The organism is Streptomyces sp. NPDC005408 (genome assembly GCF_040606445.1).
Lineage (GTDB): Bacteria > Actinomycetota > Actinomycetes > Streptomycetales > Streptomycetaceae > Streptomyces.
Genome location: NZ_JBEXEX010000006.1, coordinates 155,434 through 176,093 on the forward strand (window position 1 = coordinate 155,434; position 20,660 = coordinate 176,093).

18 protein-coding genes, 1 pseudogene and 1 riboswitch are annotated in these 20,660 nt (G+C 69.8%); of the genes and pseudogenes, 11 read left to right on the forward strand and 8 right to left on the reverse strand.

Translation table 11 applies throughout. From position 1 onward, the window contains the following. Positions 1-34: 34 nt before the first annotated feature. Positions 35-973, reverse strand: coding sequence for a glucosyl-3-phosphoglycerate synthase (locus tag ABZS64_RS08800; protein ID WP_355825426.1), 939 nt, complete (start codon positions 971-973; stop codon positions 35-37). 145 nt (positions 974-1,118) lie between these two features. Next, positions 1,119-1,246, forward strand: a riboswitch (SAM riboswitch). A 17-nt stretch (positions 1,247-1,263) separates the two neighbouring features. Between ABZS64_RS08800 and thrC the strand changes: the two genes are divergently transcribed. The 6 genes from thrC to ABZS64_RS08830 all read left to right on the forward strand — a co-directional run bounded on the left by thrC (position 1,264) and on the right by ABZS64_RS08830 (position 8,211). Further along, a complete protein-coding gene (gene thrC, locus ABZS64_RS08805) occupies positions 1,264-2,544 on the forward strand; it encodes a threonine synthase (protein WP_355825140.1) in 1,281 nt (426 codons plus the stop codon). Positions 2,545-2,567: 23 nt separating this feature from the next. Further along, positions 2,568-2,843: a MoaD/ThiS family protein gene (locus tag ABZS64_RS08810; RefSeq protein WP_355825143.1), complete on the forward strand. Its 276-nt coding sequence runs from the start codon at positions 2,568-2,570 to the stop codon at positions 2,841-2,843. A 410-nt stretch (positions 2,844-3,253) separates the two neighbouring features. Then, positions 3,254-3,457, forward strand: coding sequence for a cold-shock protein (locus tag ABZS64_RS08815; RefSeq protein ID WP_005315736.1), 204 nt, complete (start codon positions 3,254-3,256; stop codon positions 3,455-3,457). Between the two features lie 362 nt (positions 3,458-3,819). Continuing rightward, positions 3,820-5,442, forward strand: coding sequence for a chaperonin GroEL (gene groL, locus ABZS64_RS08820; RefSeq protein ID WP_355825146.1), 1,623 nt, complete (start codon positions 3,820-3,822; stop codon positions 5,440-5,442). Positions 5,443-5,919: 477 nt separating this feature from the next. After that, entirely contained in the window at positions 5,920-7,440 is a 1,521-nt protein-coding gene (locus ABZS64_RS08825; RefSeq protein WP_355825148.1) for an alpha/beta hydrolase, read from the forward strand. Between the two features lie 117 nt (positions 7,441-7,557). Beyond that, positions 7,558-8,211, forward strand: coding sequence for a DUF4232 domain-containing protein (locus ABZS64_RS08830; RefSeq protein WP_355825151.1), 654 nt, complete (start codon positions 7,558-7,560; stop codon positions 8,209-8,211). Here ABZS64_RS08830 and ABZS64_RS08835 read toward each other — a convergent pair. From ABZS64_RS08835 to ABZS64_RS08845, 3 genes and pseudogenes are all read right to left on the reverse strand, one after another. Continuing rightward, positions 8,201-8,404 (reverse strand): DUF397 domain-containing protein, encoded by a 204-nt coding sequence (locus tag ABZS64_RS08835; protein ID WP_355825154.1) that lies wholly within the window; start codon positions 8,402-8,404, stop codon positions 8,201-8,203. The genes ABZS64_RS08830 and ABZS64_RS08835 overlap by 11 nt on opposite strands. Then, positions 8,388-8,834 (reverse strand): annotated as a pseudogene (locus tag ABZS64_RS08840) (DUF5753 domain-containing protein); the annotation flags it as partial. The pseudogene ABZS64_RS08840 and the gene ABZS64_RS08835, both read right to left, overlap by 17 nt. 36 nt (positions 8,835-8,870) lie before the next feature. Further along, positions 8,871-10,766: a protein kinase gene (locus ABZS64_RS08845; RefSeq protein WP_355825157.1), complete on the reverse strand. Its 1,896-nt coding sequence runs from the start codon at positions 10,764-10,766 to the stop codon at positions 8,871-8,873. 239 nt (positions 10,767-11,005) lie between these two features. On the opposite strand from ABZS64_RS08845, the gene ABZS64_RS08850 reads away from it, so the two are divergent. After that, the gene (locus ABZS64_RS08850; RefSeq protein ID WP_355825160.1) at positions 11,006-12,448 is read left to right on the forward strand and encodes an ABC transporter permease; all 1,443 of its coding nucleotides are present in this window, start codon (positions 11,006-11,008) and stop codon (positions 12,446-12,448) included. A gap of 45 nt (positions 12,449-12,493) precedes the next feature. Further along, a complete protein-coding gene (locus ABZS64_RS08855) occupies positions 12,494-13,183 on the forward strand; it encodes an ABC transporter ATP-binding protein (protein ID WP_355825163.1) in 690 nt (229 codons plus the stop codon). 113 nt (positions 13,184-13,296) lie between these two features. Here the strand turns inward: ABZS64_RS08855 and ABZS64_RS08860 are convergent, their stop codons facing one another. The 3 genes from ABZS64_RS08860 to ABZS64_RS08870 form a co-directional block, all read right to left on the reverse strand. Further along, positions 13,297-14,691, reverse strand: coding sequence for a PTS transporter subunit EIIC (locus ABZS64_RS08860; RefSeq protein ID WP_355825166.1), 1,395 nt, complete (start codon positions 14,689-14,691; stop codon positions 13,297-13,299). Positions 14,692-14,703: 12 nt separating this feature from the next. After that, a complete protein-coding gene (gene murQ, locus ABZS64_RS08865) occupies positions 14,704-15,663 on the reverse strand; it encodes an N-acetylmuramic acid 6-phosphate etherase (RefSeq protein WP_355825169.1) in 960 nt (319 codons plus the stop codon). 94 nt (positions 15,664-15,757) lie between these two features. Beyond that, complete coding sequence (locus tag ABZS64_RS08870; RefSeq protein ID WP_355825172.1) at positions 15,758-16,675, reverse strand: MurR/RpiR family transcriptional regulator; 918 nt, start codon at positions 16,673-16,675, stop codon at positions 15,758-15,760. A gap of 87 nt (positions 16,676-16,762) precedes the next feature. Here ABZS64_RS08870 and ABZS64_RS08875 point away from each other — a divergent pair, with 87 nt between their 5' ends. Further along, positions 16,763-17,119: a hypothetical protein gene (locus tag ABZS64_RS08875; RefSeq protein ID WP_355825175.1), complete on the forward strand. Its 357-nt coding sequence runs from the start codon at positions 16,763-16,765 to the stop codon at positions 17,117-17,119. Next, positions 17,116-17,382, forward strand: a complete 267-nt coding sequence (locus ABZS64_RS08880) for a DUF4031 domain-containing protein (RefSeq protein WP_355825178.1) — start codon at positions 17,116-17,118, stop codon at positions 17,380-17,382. Before ABZS64_RS08875 ends, ABZS64_RS08880 begins: the two co-directional genes overlap by 4 nt. Before the next feature lie 164 nt (positions 17,383-17,546). Here the strand turns inward: ABZS64_RS08880 and ABZS64_RS08885 are convergent, their stop codons facing one another. Continuing rightward, the gene (locus ABZS64_RS08885) at positions 17,547-18,236 is read right to left on the reverse strand and encodes a copper homeostasis protein CutC (RefSeq protein WP_355825181.1); all 690 of its coding nucleotides are present in this window, start codon (positions 18,234-18,236) and stop codon (positions 17,547-17,549) included. Between the two features lie 173 nt (positions 18,237-18,409). Between ABZS64_RS08885 and ABZS64_RS08890 the strand changes: the two genes are divergently transcribed. Continuing rightward, positions 18,410-20,653, forward strand: coding sequence for a heavy metal translocating P-type ATPase (locus tag ABZS64_RS08890; RefSeq protein ID WP_355825184.1), 2,244 nt, complete (start codon positions 18,410-18,412; stop codon positions 20,651-20,653). The last annotated feature ends 7 nt before the right edge of the window (positions 20,654-20,660 follow it).

A 20,660-nucleotide genomic window follows, 5' to 3' on the forward strand; every position in this document is an offset into this window, starting at 1 on the left:
TGGACTGCGCCACTCGGTGTCCTCATGCCGGTCCTCATGCCGCGTGCCGTGCCGCGTACTCGCCGATCTCGCGCATCGGCGGCCGCTCCTCGGTGTCCACTGCATGTGTCCGCGGTACGAAGCCCTCATCGCCCCGCTCGAACTGTGTGAGCGCAGGCCGCACCAAGTGACCGCGGGAGAGCCGCAGTTGAGCCGTACGGTAGATCGCCGCGGCCATCCGCCCCAGCGCCTGACCGTCCTGGTGGCGGTGCTTGCGCGAACCGACGTCCACCTGCGCCAGCGCGTCGAGCCCCACCGTGTGCAGCGCGTCGACCAGCAGACCCAGCTCCACTCCGTAACCCACGGGGAAGGGCAGTCGCTCCAGCAGCGAGCGCCGCGCCGCATACTCCCCGCCGAGCGGCTGGACGAACCCGGCCAGCTGCGGCCAGTGCAGATTCAGCAGCGGCCGCGCCACCAGCTCGGTCACCCGGCCGCCCTGACCGGACACCTCGCCGAGCGGCCGGTCGTACATCGCCTTGACGAACTGCACCTCGGGGTCGGTCAGCAGCGGCCCCACGATCCCGGAGACGAAGTCGGCCGAGAACTCCTTGAGGTCAGCGTCGACGAAGCAGACGATGTCGCCGCCGGTCACCATCAGCGACCGCCACAGCACCTCGCCCTTGCCCTGGACCGCGGGTATCCGGGGCAGGATCGAGTCCCGGTGCACGACGCGCGCTCCGGCAGCCGCGGCCACCTCGGCCGTACGGTCGGTCGAACCCGAGTCGATGACGACCAGCTCGTCGACGAGCGGTACGGCCTCCATCAGCTCACGCCGGATCACGGTGACGATCTCGCCGACCGTCGCCTCCTCGTCGAGCGCGGGCAGGACGACGCTGATGGTCGTACCGCGCTTGCCGGCCATCAGCCGGCCGAGCGGGCGGTCGGCCGCAGACCAGGAACGCCTGGTCAGCCAGCGCTCCACCTCTTCCAGCACGTGCGCGTCTCCCTCTGACATCCGGATCCTGTGATCCATCTCGCGGTTCGGACGACTATCTCAAGCGTCCGGGCCTTCGGTTACAGTCTTGAACAACGCGGATGACCGTCGCATGTCGGGGGTCCTCACGCTGATAACCGAATACCGCTCATCCAGAGGGACAGAGGGAACGGCCCGTTGAAGTCCCGGCAACCCTCCCGCCGACCGCGAGGTCACGGTGGGGAAGGTGCCAATTCCGTCTCGTGGCGAAATGCGTCGCGAGGAAGATGAGGAGAAAGGGCCTCGCCACCATGGCTGTGCAGACTGTCGCAACCACCCCCGTGAACCTCGGTCCCGCCGCGGCGCTCTCGTGCCGCGAGTGCGGAGAGCGTTTCGACCTTGGCCCGATCTTCGCCTGTGCCTCCTGTTTCGGGCCACTCGAAGTCGCGTACGACCTTCCGGCCGATGACCCCGAGGCGCTGAAGAAGCGGATCGAAGCGGGTCCGAACAACATCTGGCGGTACGCCCCGCTGCTGCCCGTCCCCGCCGACGTGGCCGAGAAGCCGAACATCAACCCCGGCTTCACCAAGCTCGTCAAGGCCGACAACCTCGCCCGTGAGCTGGGCGTCACCGGCGGCCTGTACATCAAGGACGACTCCGGCAACCCGACGCACTCCTTCAAGGACCGTGTCGTCGCGATCGCCGTCGAGGCCGCGCGCGCCTTCGGCTTCACCACTCTTTCCTGCTCCTCCACCGGCAACCTGGCGGGCGCTGTCGGCGCCGCCGCCGCGCGGGCCGGCTTCCGCTCCTGTGTGTTCATTCCGCACGACCTGGAGCAGGGCAAGGTCGTCATGGCCGCGGTGTACGGCGGCGAGCTCGTCGGCATCGAGGGCAACTACGACGACGTCAACCGCTTCTGCTCCGAGCTCATCGGCGACCCGCTGGGCGAGGGCTGGGGCTTCGTCAACGTCAACCTCCGCCCGTACTACGGCGAGGGTTCCAAGACGCTGGCGTACGAGATCTGCGAGCAGCTCGACTGGCAGTTGCCCGACCAGATCGTGATCCCGATCGCCTCGGGCTCGCAGCTCACGAAGATCGACAAGGGCCTGCAGGAGCTGATCAAGCTCGGCCTGGTCGAGGACAAGCCGTACAAGATCTTCGGCGCCCAGGCCGAGGGCTGCTCGCCGGTGTCGACCGCCTTCAAGGCCGGGCACGATGTCGTACGGCCGCAGAAGCCGAACACCATCGCCAAGTCGCTGGCGATCGGCAACCCCGCCGACGGCCCGTACGTCCTGGACATCGCGCGCCGCACCGGCGGCGCCGTCGAGGACGTCAACGACGAGCAGATCGTCGACGCGATCAAGCTCCTCGCCCGTACGGAGGGCATCTTCGCGGAGACCGCGGGTGGCGTGACCGTGGGCGTGACGAAGAAGCTGATCGAGGCGGGCGTGCTCGACCCGGCGCTCACCACGGTCGTGCTCAACACCGGTGACGGTCTCAAGACCCTCGACGCCGTCGCTCCGACGACCGGTCCCACGGCGACCATCCGCCCGAGCCTCGACGCGTTCCGCGACGCCGGCCTGGCCCGCTGACTACCTACGGAAGGCAGAACACCATGAGCGTGAACGTCCGCATCCCCACCATTCTCCGTACGTACACGAGCGGTCGGGCCGAGGTCCCGGCGGAGGGCGCGACGCTCTCCGAGGTGATCTCCGACCTGGAGAAGAACCACACGGGCATCGCCGCGCGCGTCCTGGACGACCAGGGCAAGCTGCGCCGCTTCGTGAACGTGTACGTCAATGACGACGACGTGCGTTTCGAGCAGGGTCTCGAGACGGCGACCCCGGACGGTGCGGGCGTTTCGATCATTCCCGCCGTCGCCGGCGGCTGAGTTACGCAGCGTTAAGAGAATTGCCCCCTCCGCAAGAGAAGCGGAGGGGGCAATTCTGCATGGTTGAGCGCGGTACAGTTGGGGAAGCCCCCTCCGCTGCTTGTGCCGACCGCATATGAGAATGCGCCCGGGCCCAAGAAGAAGCAGCCAATGTGCGCGATCGAATTGCCTCCTTAAGCGCCATTTGCCGGGCCCGACTTGCCCCGGAATTTCTTGAATTCGGTTCAATTATCCGTTCGCGCGCGCTCGGATTTCTCGTCTGATTGACCTGTTGCAGAGGGCAGTTGGGCAGATACATTCAGCCGCGGTCGACGCGTTCCGGCGCACACCCCCTCCTGTCGGGTGGTGAGTTCTGACCCGGGTCCGCGAAGTGCGGACCTGTGCAAGGGCCAGTAATAGGGGAGTTAGGCATGGCTCAGGGCACCGTCAAGTGGTTCAACGCGGAGAAGGGGTACGGCTTCATCGCGGTCGACGGTGGTGCGGATGTTTTCGTCCACTACAGCGCGATCCAGATGGACGGATACCGCACCCTTGAAGAGGGTCAGCGGGTCGAGTTCGAGATCTCGCAGGGCCAGAAGGGGCCGCAGGCGGACATGGTCAAGCTCGCCGTCTGATCTCGGCGCGATCGGCCACCGACGCACTCACGCGACACTCACGCACGAAGGGCCCGCATCCTAGGGGGATGCGGGCCCTTCGTGCGTCTCCGTGCCCGTCCGCGATCCGCGAGAGCCGCTTGCGCCCACCCGTCACCCGGCCACCACCCCTCATCGAGGCTTCGTCGAAGCCGCTTGCACTCTCATAGGTCGAGTGCTAATCATTGGCGTTAGCACTCTGCAGGTGAGAGTGACAGCTTAAGGACCGGGTCGGTGAGGCCCGAAGGGTCGGCGGGGCAAGGAACCGCACGGCTCTCAGGCCGTCCGTCGCGGGCGCCAGCGCGGTCCGGAGAATCCACCCCAGTCCGGGAGGACCACTTCACATGGCCAAGATCATCGCGTTCGACGAGGAGGCACGGCGCGGTCTCGAGCGCGGGATGAACCAGCTCGCCGACGCCGTCAAGGTCACCCTTGGCCCCAAGGGCCGCAACGTCGTCCTCGAGAAGAAGTGGGGCGCCCCCACGATCACCAACGATGGTGTATCCATCGCCAAGGAGATCGAGCTCGAGGACCCGTACGAGAAGATCGGCGCCGAGCTGGTCAAGGAAGTCGCCAAGAAGACGGACGACGTCGCCGGTGACGGTACGACCACCGCGACCGTCCTCGCCCAGGCGCTCGTCCGCGAGGGCCTGCGCAACGTGGCGGCCGGCGCCAACCCGATGGCCCTCAAGCGTGGCATCGAGAAGGCCGTCGAGGCCGTCTCCGGCGCCCTGCTCGAGCAGGCCAAGGACGTGGAGACCAAGGAGCAGATCGCTTCGACGGCCTCCATCTCCGCCGCCGACACCCAGATCGGCGAGCTCATCGCCGAAGCCATGGACAAGGTCGGCAAGGAAGGCGTCATCACCGTCGAGGAGTCCCAGACCTTCGGTCTGGAGCTCGAGCTCACCGAGGGTATGCGCTTCGACAAGGGCTACATCTCGGCGTACTTCGCCACCGACATGGAGCGTATGGAGGCGTCGCTCGACGACCCGTACATCCTGATCGTCAACTCCAAGGTCAGTAACGTGAAGGACCTCCTTCCGCTGCTGGAGAAGGTCATGCAGTCGGGCAAGCCCCTGCTGATCATCGCCGAGGACGTCGAGGGTGAGGCCCTGTCGACCCTGGTCGTCAACAAGATCCGTGGCACCTTCAAGTCCGTTGCCGTCAAGGCTCCGGGCTTCGGTGACCGCCGCAAGGCGATGCTGAACGACATCGCCATCCTCACGGGCGGCACGGTCATCTCCGAGGAGGTCGGCCTCAAGCTCGAGAACGCGGGCCTGGACCTGCTGGGCCGCGCCCGCAAGGTCGTCATCACCAAGGACGAGACCACGATCGTCGACGGCTCCGGCGAGAGCGACCAGGTTGCCGGTCGCGTGAACCAGATCCGTGCCGAGATCGAGAACTCCGACTCGGACTACGACCGCGAGAAGCTCCAGGAGCGCCTCGCGAAGCTGGCCGGCGGCGTGGCCGTCATCAAGGCCGGTGCCGCGACCGAGGTCGAGCTCAAGGAGCGCAAGCACCGCATCGAGGACGCCGTTCGCAACGCGAAGGCGGCCGTCGAGGAGGGCATCGTCGCCGGTGGTGGCGTGGCTCTGCTCCAGGCTTCCTCGGTCTTCGAGAAGCTCGAGCTCACGGGCGACGAGGCCACTGGTGCCGCGATCGTCAAGCTCGCGCTGGAGGCTCCGCTCAAGCAGATCGCCGTCAACGGTGGTCTCGAGGGTGGCGTCGTCGTCGAGAAGGTGCGCAACCTGGCCGTCGGCCACGGTCTGAACGCCGCGACCGGCGAGTACGTCGACATGATCGCCGAGGGCATCATCGACCCCGCGAAGGTGACCCGCTCTGCCCTGCAGAACGCGGCCTCCATCGCGGCGCTGTTCCTGACCACCGAGGCCGTCATCGCCGACAAGCCGGAGAAGGCGGGCGCCGCCGCTCCGGGCGGCATGCCGGGCGGTGACATGGACTTCTGAGCCTGACGGCTCGGACCCGGTCCTGACCGAGGGCGGTACCCCCACTCCCAGGGGGGTACCGCCCTCGGGCGTGTGTGCGGGTAGACCCGGACGGCTCAACCGATCACCTGGCTGGATCACGTGACGCCCGGTCTGCGAGCGCCGAGGCGAGGGGCAGTGGAATGTGCCGGGTGCGGACATTCGGTCGGCATCCCGAACATCACACTCCCGCGGCGGCCGTCCGTGCGCCCACGGGATCGTCGGCCTGCCGTCGGGTTCCGCGGCCGGCGGCGATGGTGGGGCCGGCGGCGCGGGCGCCGTAGTCAACGGCGCGAAGGGTGACCCCGGCCAGGACGGTGGCAACGGGTACACGGTCATCTACTGGCAGGACCTTGGTCTGCCCCACCCCGAGAGCGGTCTCGGGGTGGGGCAAACCCCCGGATGAACAGGCCAGTTGGCCCGGTGGGAGATAGTCCGCCGCTGCGCGAGGGTCGTCCCATGCGAATCATCGGCAGCCGGAAGCCCGGCTTCACATCAGTGGCCCTCACCCTTCCCGTTCTCGCGACCGCCCTGGTCGCTCTCCCCGCACCCGCGTCGGCCGCGGCAACTCCGCGGCCGGACACGGCTGTCCGCTGGGAGAAGTGCCCGGGCACCGGACTCGATCAGCGTCAGGAGTGCGCGACCCTCGCCGTGCCGCTCGACCACGCCGAGCCCGGCGGGCCGCACATCACCCTCGCCATTTCCCGTATACGCAGCGAGAACCCCGGGGCCCGGCGCGGCACGCTGCTGCTGATCCCCGGCGGACCCGGCGGCCCCGGCATCAACGACCCCTCCATCAGGGGGAAGGCCCTGCCCCAGTCGGTGCGCGACGCCTACGACATCGTGGGCTTCGACCCGCGTGGCGTTGGCCGCAGTACGCCGGTGAGCTGCGACCTGTCGCACGACGACCTGGCCCTTGTGAACATCCGGCCGTACCCCGCGCCCGACGGGTCCATCGACAAGAACACCACCACCGCACGCCGTCTCGCCGACACCTGTGCCAAGAACGGCGGCGACGTGCTCCGCAGCATCAGCACCCGCAACGAGGCACGGGACATCGACGCCGTCCGCCAGGCCCTCGGCGAACGCAAACTGTCCGCCTGGGGCGCCTCGTACGGGACGTATGCGGGAGCCGTGTACGCGCAGATGTTCCCCCTGCGCACCGACCGCTGGGTCCTGGACAGCAACGACGACCCCGACCCGAAGCGGGTGGCCCGCGGCTGGCTCGCCAACTATCAGACCGGTGTCGAGGACGCCTTCCCCGACTTCGCCGCCTGGGCGGCCGACCCCGGGAACCCCGACCGCCTCGCCGCCGCACCCGCCGATGTCCGGCCGCTGTTCCTCGCGCTCGCCGAGCGCCTCGACCGGGCACCGATTCCGTGGACCGGCGCCAACCCGGCCGAGCTCAACGGCAACGTCCTGCGCCAGGCACTGCTGGAGAGCCTCTACGCACCCAAGGACCGCTTCGCCGGCCTCGCCAAGCTGATCGCCGCCGCCCGCGACGGCCGCGAGCTGCCCGCGCCGAACACTCCGCCGGACGAGGCCATGCAGAACTCCGCCGCCTCCTCGGGCGCCACCATCTGCAACGACGTCGACTGGCCGGACGGGAACCAGGCCGCCTTTGAACGCGAGGTGGCCAAGAGCCGCAAGCGGTACCCGCTCACCGCAGGCATGCCGGTGAACATCTCGCTGTGCTCCTTCTGGCACGACGAGCCCCGGGAGCGCCCGGTCCGCATCACGCCGGACGGCGGCCCGTCGAACGTCCTGTTGATCCAGAATCTGCGCGACCCGGGGACCCCGCTGACCGGTGCGCTGAAGATGCGAAAGGCCTTCGGGCAGCGGGCCCGGATGGTCACGGTCGACTCGGTCGGCCACGGCGCCTACCGCGCCAACGGCAACGCGTGCGGGGACGATGCGGTGACGCGGTTCCTCCTCACGGGTGAGCGTCCGGCCCGGGACGTGTCCTGCGCCGCCGAGTAGCCCTCTTCCGTGGTGAATTCGGCAAGGCTCCGTCACCAAGCTGTGAAGGTTGTACGGGAAGCTCGTGGTCTGTCCAGCGCAGCGCACTTCGCGCTTCTCACTCGGGGGGAACATCAGATGAGGACCAACGTTCGCAGAGCCGCCGTCGTGCTCGCCGCCGTATCCGCACTGGCTCTGACGGCCTGTGAGCCCAGCGGCTCCTCCGCCGACAAGCCGAGCGGCACGGGGAAGGCGACGGCGACCCCGCCGACCGCGAAGCCGTCCACCGGCGGCACCGCGACCGCGAAACCGTCTCCCGCCAAGCCCTCGCCGGCGAAGCCGTCGGACTCCACGGGCGGCGACTCGTCGCCCGATCCCGAGTACGACCTCTTCCCTTGCAGCACCTACGACGCGACCTTCTCGGCGAGCCTGGCCGAGTCCACCACGAGCAGCTACCTGCTGAAGATCACCAACAAGAGCGGCAAGCCGTGCAAGGCCCTCACCTCCCCCATCGTGACCTTCGGTGAACTGGACGGGCAGGCCAACGAGCGCAAGGAGACGCTCCCCGGCAAGGACCTCGTGCTCAAGCCGGGCGAGTCGGCCTACGCCGGCCTGATGGGCGGCAAGAACGACGGCAAGGGCAAGACCGTGAACTACATCCGGATGACGATGAACACGGAGTCCGACCTGGAGCAGAAGCCGCTCAAGGCCTCTACTCCCGGTCTGTACGTGGCGCCCACGAACTCCGTGACGGCCTGGATGAACAACGCGGAGGACGCGCTCAGCCTGTGAGCCCCGCGACGAACGCGGACCAAGCGGCGGCCCGGAACACGAGTTTCGGGCCGTCGGGGTTCTTGGAGTCGCGTACGGGGACGATGCCGGGGTGGTGGTCGGAGACTTCGAGGCAGTCGCCGCCGCTGCTGCCGCTGTAGCTGGACTTGCGCCAGGTCGCCGCGCTCAGGTCGTACTCAGGGCTGATCTTCATGCGCGTAATCCTCCGCCACTGATTCGATCAGAGCCATTGATTCTTGCGGTGACAGTGCGCTGGCCCCGACCAGATCGTAGGTCAGCTCGTACCGGGCGACTGTAGCCGGATCGTCCTGCAACTGCCCCGTTCCCAGCGCCTGTAGATAAGCGAGTGGTGGTGCGTCGATGAAAGACATCAGCTTGAGCGCTCCTTCATCAGCCATGTGCGCGCCCGCTTCGAACGGCAGCACTTGGACGATGATCCTGTGGCGGTGGGCGAGCCTCGCCACGTGATTCAGAGCATCCGCCATGACGGCGGCCCCGCCTACCCTGCGCCGCAGCACTGCCTCGTCCAGAACCGTCCACAACAGCGGCTTTGTTGGATCGTCGAGTAGATGTGAGCGGTCCAGCCTCGCCTCCACCAGCTCATCGATTACGTCGTCCGCAACCTCGACCTGCCGTAGCGGCCGGGCGGCGGGGACGGGTCAGGAGTTGCGCCAGAGCTGTGCCGGATCCGAGGGGTTGCAGGAGGTCTGCTGGAAGCCGATGGAGCTCGACATCCCGAGACAGTTCCTCTGGGCGACGTTCTGCAGGGTGTGGCCGTTCGATTTCGTGGCACTGATCTGCCAGGCCTGAGCTTCGGAGCCGTTGCAGTCCGCGATCGCGATTCCCGCGTAGCCCCGGGATTCGATGCAACGGCCACTGCCCTGGCTGACCAGTCGGAACGTGTTGCCCGAGATGGGTTTGTAGGTCCACTGGTAGTTCATGGTGGTCCCGTTGCCCGACGGCTCGCCGCACACCGAGTTGGAGACGGCGGAACCCGCGTAGGGGGAGTAGGAGTCCGCCAGGCACCGGCCCGTCGAGGTGCCCTTGAGCAGGTGCGTCCCCGAGGGTGCGGGCTGCGCAGGGGGCTTCTCTCCGCCGGAGGTGCCGGAACCGCCCGAGTTGCTCGAACCGCTGGACGCGCCGGAACCGGAGCCTGCGGATCCGGCCCCATCCGTCGTTGCGTTGCCCCCCGCCGCGCCAGAGGCGCCGGATGAGGGGGCGGAGCTCGGATCGGGCTTGGAGCCCGGCGGGCGGGACGACGGTGCCTTGGGCTTCGGAGACCCGCCGCCTGTCGGCGACGCGGACGGTGAGACCACGGACGAGGGCGTCGATCCGCCGGGGCCCGCGCCCTGCGAAGAGCCTCCGTAGGGCGCGAGCGCGAGGGTCAGGGTCGTGCCCGTCACCACCACCACGGGCAGGACGAAGAGGAGCACGCGGGTGCGGCGGTCGCGTCGCTTGGGGGAGTCCGGCGAGGCGGGCGTCGCCGGGGGATCGGGCTGAGGCTTCTTCTCCGGTTCCGGCGCGACTGGCTCCGGGTCGCCGGGCTTCAGGGACTTCGGTCCCGAGCCGTCGGCGCCGTCCGCGTCGTCGTGCTCCGCGTTCGCGGGCACGGTCGCCGCGAAGGCGGCCCGGTCGGCGATCCGTTCCGCAACGGCTCGTGGCCAGGGCGCGGACGCTGCGGACGACAGCGGCAGTGTGTGGTCGCCCGCGAGCTCGAACAGCTCCGCCGCCGTGGGCCGGTCCGCGGCGTCCTTGGCGAGGCAGGACGTGATCACGGCGGACAGGTCCGGATGCGTCTCCGGCAGATCACCCATGTCCGGTTTGGTATGGACGATGCGGTAGAGCATGTCGGGGCCGGACCCGTCGCCGAAGGGCGGGCGGCCGTTCGCCGAGTACAGCAGCAGGCTGCCGAGGGCGAACACGTCCGCCGCTCCGCTCAAATTCTGTCCGGTGACGGCCTGTTCCGGTGCCATGAACGCGGGGGTGCCGATGACCATGCCGGTCCGGGTCAGCCGGCTCTGGTCGGCAGCCCGCGCCACCCCGAAGTCGATGAGGGTCAGGCCCTCGCGGGTCAGCATGACGTTGGAGGGCTTGAGATCGCGGTGGACGATGTCGGCCGCATGCACCGAACGCAGGCCGGATGCGGCGTCGCGCAGCACCCGCCAGAGGCTGTCGCCGGGCAGCGCGCCGCCGTGCAGGCGCACCGCCTCGCTCAGGGTGATGCCGGGGATGTAGCCGGTGGCGAACCACGGCGGTCGCGCAGTGCGGTCGCTGGCCAGCATCCGCGCGCTGACGCCGGCGGGCAGCCTGGCCAGGTTGTCGAGTTCGTGTCCGAAGTGGCGCAGGAAGTCGTCGTCCTCGGCCAGGGCCGGCAGGACCTGCTTGACGGCGGCGTACTGTCCGGAGGAGGAGATGCCGAGATAGACCCGCCCCATGCCGCCGGAGCCGAGCACGCCGATCAGCCGGAAGGAGCCGATACGCCGTGGATGTCCGGGCTCCAGTGGCTGGGCTCCGCTCCCGGCCAAATTGGAGTTGTTTTCTAGTCCCCCATGCATGGGCCACAGGGTAGCGGAGGCCGGTGCGTTCCTTGGTGTAGGGCTCGTGCGGCCTTCTTGGTCAAGTCCCGTCCCCTGCACGCCGGTTCAGCGACGCATGGCGCGTGCCGCGTCAGCCTGACGTCGTACGCGACGGGTCCCGGTGGGCTGGGCCGAGCGGGCGCGCGCCGCAGCAACACTCATGCGGCTCTCATCCCGGGCTTAACCCGCCTTCACACCACGCACCTAGCTTCCGCACCATGTTCTTCATCTATCTCCGGCGCGAGCTGCGCCGTCGCAGAAAAGCGGCGCTCGTCGTCGCCTCGGGGCTCGCCCTCGGGATCGCGCTGGTCATCGTCGTCAACTCGGTGTCGTCCGGGATGAACCGCGCCCAGGACAAGGTCCTGGAGTCGCTGTACGGGCTCGGCACCGACATGACCGTCACCAAGGCCGCCGCGCCTCCCGGTGAGGGGGACACCACGCGGAAGCCCCGCTTCGCGTTCGACGCCAAGGGCGACAACGACGCCGCGCAGAGCAAGGACCTTGTGATGGTCGAGGGGTTCGAGACCCTCGCCGCTTCGACGGTCGCGCAGGTCGGCAAGCAGGACGGCGTCGCGGACGCGGTCGGCGGGCTGAGTGTGCGGGTGATGAAGGTCAACGGGCAGTTCAAGCGGGGGGAGGTCCAGCAGCAGCCGGGGCAGCAGCGGGGCGGCCCGGCCACCGGTGAAGTCCAGGGCGGCGGGGCCGCGTTCGACGTCAACTCGTACACCGTGTACGGGACCGACGTGGCGCATCAGGGACTTGGGCCGCTGACCTCTTCGAAGATCACCTCGGGGCGTACGTTCAAGAGCACCGAGACCGCCGCCAAGGCCGCCGTCGTCGACAGCGCCTACGCCAAGGAGCAGAAGCTCACGGTCGGCAAGACCATCACCGTCAAGGGCACCAAGTACAGCATCATCGGCATCGCGACCGCCGACAGCGGGGACGCGGCCGCCAACGTCTATCTGCCGCTCGCCCAGGCGCAGACCCTCGCGGACGCGAAGAACAAGGTCACCACGGTCTACGTCCAGGCGACCGATTCGCAGCGGATCGACAGCATCAAGCAGGCCATTCAGAAGAACATCTCCGGTACGACGGTCACCACGTCGGCCGATCTCGCGGACACGGTTTCCGGATCGCTCTCGACCGCCTCCGACCTCGCCGCGGGCGTCGGCAAGTGGCTCTCGTACCTGGTGCTTGCGGCGGCGTTCCTGGTCGCGGGGCTGCTCACGTCGGCCGCGGTGAGCCGGCGGGTGCGGGAGTTCGGCACTCTCAAGGCGCTGGGCTGGCGCAGCGGCCGGGTGACCCGGCAGGTGGCCGGCGAGGCGCTGGTCAACGGGCTGGTCGGCGGGGCGCTCGGGATCGGGATCGGGCTTGCGGGGGCGTGGGCCATCACTGCGTTCAGCCCGACTCTCACCGCTCAGTTGGGCGGCGGGGGCGGTGGCGGCGGCGGACGGGTATTCGCCGGTGGCGGCGGCCAGGGCGGCCCCGCCCGCCAGGCCGCGTCCCGCGCGCTGGACATCGCCCTGACCGCGCCCGTCTCGCTGACGACCATCGGTCTGGCCGTGGCACTCGCGGTGGCGGGCGGCCTGGTGGCGGGCGGCTTCGGCGGCTGGCGGGCGTCCCGGCTGCGCCCCGCCGATGCACTGCGCCGCGTCGAGTAGCCGTCGAGCCACAACCTCATTACGTACAACAGGAGTTGAAGCACCATGTACGAGCTCAGAGATGTCACCAAGCACTATCGGCGCGGCAAGGAGCAGGTGACCGCCCTCGACGGGGTGGACCTGGTCATCGAGGACGGCGGGCGCCTGGTCATCCAGGGGCCGACCGGCGGCGGCAAGTCCACACTGCTTCAGATGCTCGGCGGCTTGGACCGGCCGACGACGGGCAGTGTGATGCTGGACGGCACCGACCTCGCGACCTTGCCGGAGGCGAGGCTCACGCGGGTACGGGCCGAGAAGATCGGCTTCGTGTTCCAGAGCTTCAACCTGATTCCCACGCTCACGGCCCTGGAGAACGTGGAGACCGCGCTCGTACCGCTCGGCCTGAAGGCCGCGGAACGCCGGGAGCGTGCGGCCGAAGCGCTGGTCTCGGTCGGTCTGGGGGAGCGGCACGGGCATCTGCCCGGGGAGCTGTCCGGGGGGCAGCAGCAGCGGGTGGCGATCGCGCGGGCGCTGGTCAAGAGGCCGGCGGTGCTGCTTGCGGACGAGCCCACCGGCAATCTCGACGAGTCGATGCGTGACGAGATCATGGATCTGCTGGAGGGGTTGTGGGAGGAGCACACGCTGACGTTTGTGATGGTCACGCATGACTCGGCGCTGGCGCGGCGGGCGCCGAGGCTGGCCGTCATCCGTAAGGGGCGGGTGACGATCAAGGAGCAGACGGCGGGGGCGGCGTAGCCGCGGGCGCTCCGAGGGGCGGGTAGGCCGAGGTCGGCGGGCGGTGCGCCTGCGGCGGGCCTATCCCCTACCCGCCCCTTCCCGAACTGGGGTTCCGCCCCAGACCCCGCGCCTCAAACGCCGGCGGGGCTGGATTTCCGGGTGAAGCCGAACCAGTACGTCGCCAGGAAGCCCACCACGTAACCCACCAGCAGCCCTCCCCCGTACACCGCCACCGTTTCGCCCAAGCCCCTGTTGCCGTCGAGCAGGGGGAACAGGGCCCAGCCCGAGGGGCCGATTGCCGTGGAGCCGACCTTGTCGCCGAGCATGTTGAACAGGCCGACGAAGCCGCCGCCGAACGCCCCGCCCACGCAGGCCGTGATGAACGGGCGGCCCAGTGGCAGCGAGACGCCGTAGATCAGCGGCTCGCCGACGCCCAGGAAACCGGCCGGGAGCGCGGACTTGATCGTGCTGCGGATCGAGATGTTGCCCGGCAGGCGGACGTAGACCGCGGCCGCCGCGCCGACCTGGCCCGCGCCCGCCATCGCGAGGATCGGCAGCAGGGCCGTGAAGCCCTGCTGCTCGATCAGCGTCGTGTGGATCGGGATCAGCGCCTGGTGCAGGCCGAGCATCACCAGCGGCAGGAACAGGCCGCCGAGGACGAAGCCCGCAGCCGCGCCGCCATTGGCCAGCAGCCAGTTGGCGAAGTCGCCGATCGCGGTGGAGAGTTCACCGGCCACGAACATCAGGCCGAAGAGGGTGACCAGGCCGGAGACCAGGACGGTCAGGGTCGGTGTGACCAGGACGTCCAGGGCCTCGGGGACCCAGCGCCTGCACCATTTCTCGACGTACACCGCGAGGACCGCCGCGGCGAGCGCGCCCAGTACTCCGCCCTGGCCGGGGGAGAGCTTCTGGCCGAAGGCCTCGATGCTCGCGACGCCCGGGAAGACGATGATCGCGGCGACCGCGCCGCCGAGCACCGGCGTGCCGCCGAACTCCTTCGCCGTGTTGTAGCCGACGAAGACCGCGATCAGCGACATGAAGCCGGAGGCCATGGCGGCGAGCGCGGGCACGACCGAGGGCAGCCAGCCCATGTTGGTGAGGACGCCGTTGAGTCCGGCGATGATGCCGCAGCCGATGAGCGCCGGGATCAGGGGCACGAAGATGTTCGCGATACGGCGCAGGAACAGCTTGAACGGGGTCGAGTTCCTGGCCTTTTGGGCCGCCTTGATGGCGGCGCCGCGTGCCGCGGGGGTGCTGAGGAGGGCCTCGAACTCCGGCGTGACCCGGGCGACTGTGCCCGGGCCCAGCACGATCTGGTACGTGTCGTCCTCGACCAGGCCCAGCACGGCCGGGAGCGCCTTCAGTTCCTCCTCCCGTACGAGGGAGGGGTCGCGCAGGCCGAGGCGGAGGCGGGTCATGCAGTGCGCGACGGTGGTGATGTTCCCGGCGCCGCCGACAAGCGGAAGGATCGCGGCTGCGGTGGCGCTGTTCTTGTCCGAGGACTCTGACGGGGTGTCTGGTGCCATGGTCCAGTCTGGTCAGCCGGCGGTCGCGTTCCCGAGCGCGGCGCGCAGATGACCGCCGGAGTCGGCAAGCAGCCGGGCGGCCGTGGGGCCGTCGACCCCGCCGAGGATGGTGAGGATCGCGTTCTTCACCTCGCCGTCCGTCGCGGCGAGTGCGGCCTCGATCTCCTCGTCGGACGCCCCGGTGGCCAGTGCGACGATCCGCCGTGAGCGGGCGCGCAGCTTCTCGTTGGAGGCGCGGACGTCCACCATCAGGTTTCCGTAGGTCTTGCCGAGCCGGATCATGGTGATCGTCGAGATCATGTTGAGGACGAGTTTCTGCGCCGTACCGGCCTTCAGCCTGGTTGATCCGGTGAGCAGTTCGGGGCCGACGACGACCTCGATGCCATGGTCGGCGGCCGTGCCGAGCGCGCTGCCCGCGTTGCAGGAGAGGCCGATGGTGAGCGCGCCGCGGGCGCGGGCGTGCTCCACCGCGCCGACGGCGTACGGCGTGCGGCCCGAAGCCGAGATCCCCACCACCGTGTCGTCCGCGGTCAGCTTCAGCGTGTCCAGGTCCGCGGCGGCCAGCTCCTTGCTGTCCTCGGCGCCCTCGACCGCCGCGACCATGGCGGTGGGACCGCCCGCGATCAGGCCCACAACCTCGGCCGGGTCGGTGTTGAAGGTGGGCGGGCACTCGCTCGCGTCCAGGACGCCGAGCCGTCCCGCCGTGCCCGCGCCCGCGTAGACGAGCCGGCCGCCGCGGGCCATCCGCTCGGCGGTGGCGTCGATGGCGGCGGCGATGCTCGGCAGCTGCGCGGCGACGGCGGCGGGGACGGTCTCGTCCTCGCCGTTCATGATCCGGGCGATTTCGAGCGTGGGCAGCCGGTCGATGTCGGCGAGTTCGGGCCGGAAGGCCTCGGTGGTGAGGGTGGCCAGCTGAGCGCGGAGTTCACCGTAGGAGGAGGACTCCGGGGACGCGGAGGACGTGGAGGTCATGAAAAGCGGCTCTGCTTTCTCGGTCCGTGTGGGGGGTTGGTGCGCTTGGTGATCAGCGGTCAGGACTCGGCTGTCAGGACTCAGCGGTTGGGGCTCAGCGGTTGCGGGGGCTGTGCCGGTGGGCGAGGGCCTCGTACGAGGCGGCGAGGGCAGGGGCCGCCGTCTCGTACGTACGCTGTGCGACGCCTATGAACAGGCAGTCGACGACGAGGAGTTGACTGGTGCGGGACGACATCGCGGCGGGGCGCAGCTCGCTCTCGCGGGCGGTGGACGTGGTCAGCACATGGTCGGCGTACTGCGATACGGGCCCGTCCGGGCGGCCCGTGATCGCGACGGTCGTGGCGCCGCGGTCGAAGGCGACACGCAGGGGCTCGATGACGTCGCCGGTGGAGCCCGAGTGGGTGATGGCGATGGCCACGTCGCCGGAGCGCAGCTGCACGGCGTTGGTCACGGCGAGGTGGGGGTCGGCGTGGGCGTGGGCGATGAGGCCGATACGCAGCAGCTTCTGGGCGAGGTCCATGCCGACGAGGGAGGACGCGCCGACGCCGTAGATGTCGATGCGGCGTGCGGTCGCGGCGGCGGCGACGGCCGCGCCCAGCTGTACGGTGTCGAGCCCGGCGGCCGTGTCGGCGAGGGTCTGCTGCTCGTCGTACGCGAGCTTGGCGACAACGTCGGCGATGGGGTCGTCGACGGCGATGTCGGCGGTGACGGCGGGCGCACGGCCCGACTGCTGGTGGGCGGCGAGACCGGCGAGTGCGAGGCGCAGATCGCGGTATCCGGGGTAGCCGAGCAGGCGCGCGGTGCGGACCACGGTGGCCTCGCTGGTGCCGGTGAGCTCGGCGAGACCGGTGACCGTGAGGGCCGCGCAGCCTGCCGGATCGTCGGCGACGGCTTCGGCCACCCGCTGCATGGAGCGGGTCATGGACGGCGCGAGGGTCCGCACCTTGGCCGCGAGGGCGGCGGGAGCGGGCGGGGCGTCGCCGCTGAAAATTTCCTTCACTGGATTGGTCACCCTTGAAAGATATTTTCGAAAATCCTTCAGCGTCAACCCCCCTCAGGCCCCTGAGATCCGGGTAGGGGCCTGGGGGACAATGGCTGCATGGACGACGCGAACCCCCTGGAGCAGGCCCTGCACGCGGCACGCGCTCTGGTCCTCGCCGACCTGGCCGCCCGCGATGTGGCCGACGCCGGGGTGGTGTCGCTGGTCGAGGACGCGGTGACGCACCGCCGCTGGTGGGTGGAGCAGTGGCCGGACGGCGTCGAGTACCTCGCGGGCCTGGTCGCCCAGGACGTCCAGGACGCCCTCCTGGAGCGGTACGGCCGCTGGCCGCTCTGCCCGGTCTGCGACATGGGCGACCCGCACGCGCTGGACGTCGAGCCGGAACTGGGGCCGGATCCGCACTGGGTCTGCGCGAAGGCGGGCGTCGTCGTGGCGCCGGTCGGTGGCCTTCAGTGACGTTGTACATCGATCCGCCGACGTGGCCGGGCCACGGCCGGATGTGGTCGCACCTGGTCAGCGACGTCTCGCACGAGGAACTGCACACGTTCGCGGCGTCGATCGGCTGCCCGCCGCGGGCCTTCGAACGGGACCACTACGACGTCCCGTCCCACCGGTACGACGATGCCGTACGGGCGGGGGCGGTGGAGATCGGCTCCAAGGAGCTCGTACGACGTCTTACGGATGCGGGGCTGCGCAGGCCGAAGGGACGCCCCGCCTAGGTCCTGTCCGGCCGATCTTGCCGGGCTCGCGTGCCCTGGCACGGCACTCCCCCGTAGCCCTTCGGGCACGGGAGGTGCCCCCATCGCCAGGCCGGCTCACTGATCCGGCCTGATCGACCGGACAGGACCTAGGGCCTGTGCCGGGCCGGGCCCCGGCGCACCTCCTACCCGTCCAGCGCGTCCCGCCACTCCCGCACCGCCTCCGGTGAGACCGGCGTGGACCACCCCTCCGGCCTTGCCGCCCCTCCGATGTGGAACGCGTCCACCCCCGCCCGCCTCAGCACCGGCACGTGGTCCAGGCGCAGCCCGCCGCCCACCAGGATCTGCGGCTCGTAGCCCGGCTCGCCCCGCCTCGACGCCTCCGCCACCAGGGTCGGCAGGCCCTCGTCGACGCCCGACGCCGAGCCCGCCGTCAGGTACGTGTCGAGGCCCGGCAGGTCCGCGAGCTGTTTGCGGAGCCCGTCGCGGTCCGCCGCGCGGTCGATCGCCCGGTGGAATGTCCAGCGGCAGCCCTCCAGTTCGGCGACGAGCCGCTCGACCGTCACCAGGTCGGCCGTGCCGTCGGCGTCCAGGAAGCCGAGTACGAATTCGTCGGCTCCCTCCGCGCGCAGCCCCCGCGCTGCGCGTACCAGCGCGTCGACGTCGCCCGCCGCGAAGCCGTCCGCGAGCCGCAGCATCACGCGCAGCGGGATGTCCACGGCAGCGCGGATCCTGGCGAACGTCTCCCTGGACGGCGTCAGCCCGTCCGCGGCCATGTCGGTGACCAGCTCAAGGCGGTCCGCCCCTCCGGACTCGGCCGCGACCGCGTCCTCCGCGTCGAGAGCGATCACCTCCAGGACTGCACGGTTGCTCATGGAACCCCATTCCTCCAGGGAGACGACTACGGCTCATACAGGTCTAGTCCAATGCCAAGCCTAATGCGCATGTACCGCACAGGCAGCCGTACGAACCTCCCGTATCGGAATCAGACCTTGCCTCCCATACACCTGGGGGGTATACATGGAACTCAGAGATACCCCCTAGGGGTATGTACGATACGGGAGGAACCGTGCCACCCACCGCCACCCCCACCCATGTCGAACTCGCCATCGGCGGCATGACCTGCGCCTCCTGCGCAGCCCGTATCGAGAAGAAGCTCAACCGCATCGACGGCGTCGAAGCCACCGTGAATTACGCCACGGAGAAGGCGAAAGTCAGCTTCCGTGGCGCGGACGTGTCCGTACGGGACCTGATCGCCACCGTCGAGGCGACCGGCTACACCGCCGCCGAGCCGACCCCCACCCGGGAAGCCGCCCACGAGGACGACGAGCTGCGCGACCTCCGCCAACGCCTCACCACCGCCGTCGTCCTCGCCGTACCCGTCATCGCGATGGCGATGATCCCCGCCCTCCAGATCGAGTACTGGCAGTGGCTCTCCCTCACCCTCGCCGCCCCCGTCGTCACCTACGCCGCCTGGCCCTTCCACCGTGCCGCCTTCACCAACGCCCGGCACGGCGCCGCGACCATGGACACGCTGATCTCCGTCGGCACGTCAGCCGCTTTCCTGTGGTCGGTATGGGCGCTGTTCTTCGGGACCGCCGGGATGCCCGGCATGGTCCATCCCTTCGAGCTGACGATCTCCCGCAGCGACGGCGCCGGGAACATCTACCTGGAGGCCGCGGCCGGGGTCACCGCCTTCATCCTGGCCGGGCGGTACTTCGAGGCCCGCTCCAAGCGCAAGGCGGGCGCCGCCCTCAAGGCCCTGCTCGAACTCGGTGCCAAGGAAGTCACCGTTCTGCGCGAAGGCCGTGAAGTCACGCTCCCCACCACTGACTTGAAGGTCGGCGACCGCTTCCTCGTACGCCCCGGGGAGAAGATCGCCACCGACGGCACCGTCGTCGAAGGCGCTTCCGCCGTCGACGCCTCCATGCTCACCGGCGAGTCCGTACCCGTAGAGGTCTCGACCGGCGACACCGTCACCGGCGCCACCCTCAACGCCGGCGGCCGCCTCGTCGTCGAGGCCACCCGCGTCGGCGCCGACACCCAGCTGGCCAGGATGGCCAGGCTCGTGGAGGACGCGCAGAACGGAAAGGCCGCGGCCCAGCGCCTCGCCGACAGGATCTCCGCCGTGTTCGTGCCCGTCGTCATCGCGCTCGCGATGGCCACCCTCGGCTTCTGGCTCGGCAGCGGCGCCGGGCTGACGGCCGCGTTCACCGCCGCCGTCGCCGTACTGATCATTGCCTGCCCGTGTGCGCTCGGCCTGGCCACGCCGACCGCTCTCATGGTCGGTACGGGCCGCGGCGCACAGCTCGGCATCCTCATCAAGGGGCCCGAGGTCCTGGAGACCACGCGCCGCGTCGACACGATCGTGCTGGACAAGACGGGCACGGTCACCACCGGCAGGATGACCCTCCTCACGGTCCACACCAGCCACGACGAGGCCGAAGTGCTGCGCCTGGCAGGCGCGTTGGAGCACGCCTCCGAGCACCCGATCGCGCGTGCCGTCGCCGAAGCGGCCGTACAGCGGACCGGCACGCTCCCCGCCCCCGAGGACTTCGCGAACATCCCCGGCCTCGGCGTGCAGGGCATCGTCGACGGCCATGCCGTGCTGGTCGGCCGCACCCAGCTCCTCGCCGAGTGGGAGATCCGCCTCCCCGCCGGGCTGGAGCGCGCCAAGGCGGCCGCGGAGGCCGCGGGCCGTACCGCCATCGCCGTCGCCTGGGACGGCGAGGCCCGTGCCGTCCTGGAGATCGCGGACGCCGTCAAGGCCACCAGCGCCGAAGCCGTCACCCGCCTGCGCGGTCTCGGCCTCACCCCGATCCTGCTGACCGGCGACAACAGGGCGGTCGCCGAGTCCGTCGCCGCCGAGGTCGGCATCGACGAGGTCGTCGCCGAGGTGATGCCCGAGGACAAGGTCGATGTCGTCAAGCGCCTTCAGGCCGATGGCTGTTCCGTGGCGATGGTCGGCGACGGCGTCAACGACGCGGCCGCCCTGGCCCAGGCCGACCTGGGCCTGGCGATGGGCACGGGTACGGACGCCGCCATCGAGGCGAGCGACCTCACGCTCGTGCGGGGCGACCTGCGGGCCGCCGCCGACGCGATCCGGCTCTCCCGCAGGACGCTCGGCACGATCCGCTCGAACCTCTTCTGGGCCTTCGCCTACAACGTCGCGGCGCTGCCACTCGCCGCCGCGGGCCTGCTCAACCCCATGATCGCGGGCGCGGCGATGGCCTTCTCGTCGGTCTTCGTGGTGGGCAACTCACTGCGCCTGCGCCGCTTCCGCGCGGCGTAGGCGCAAC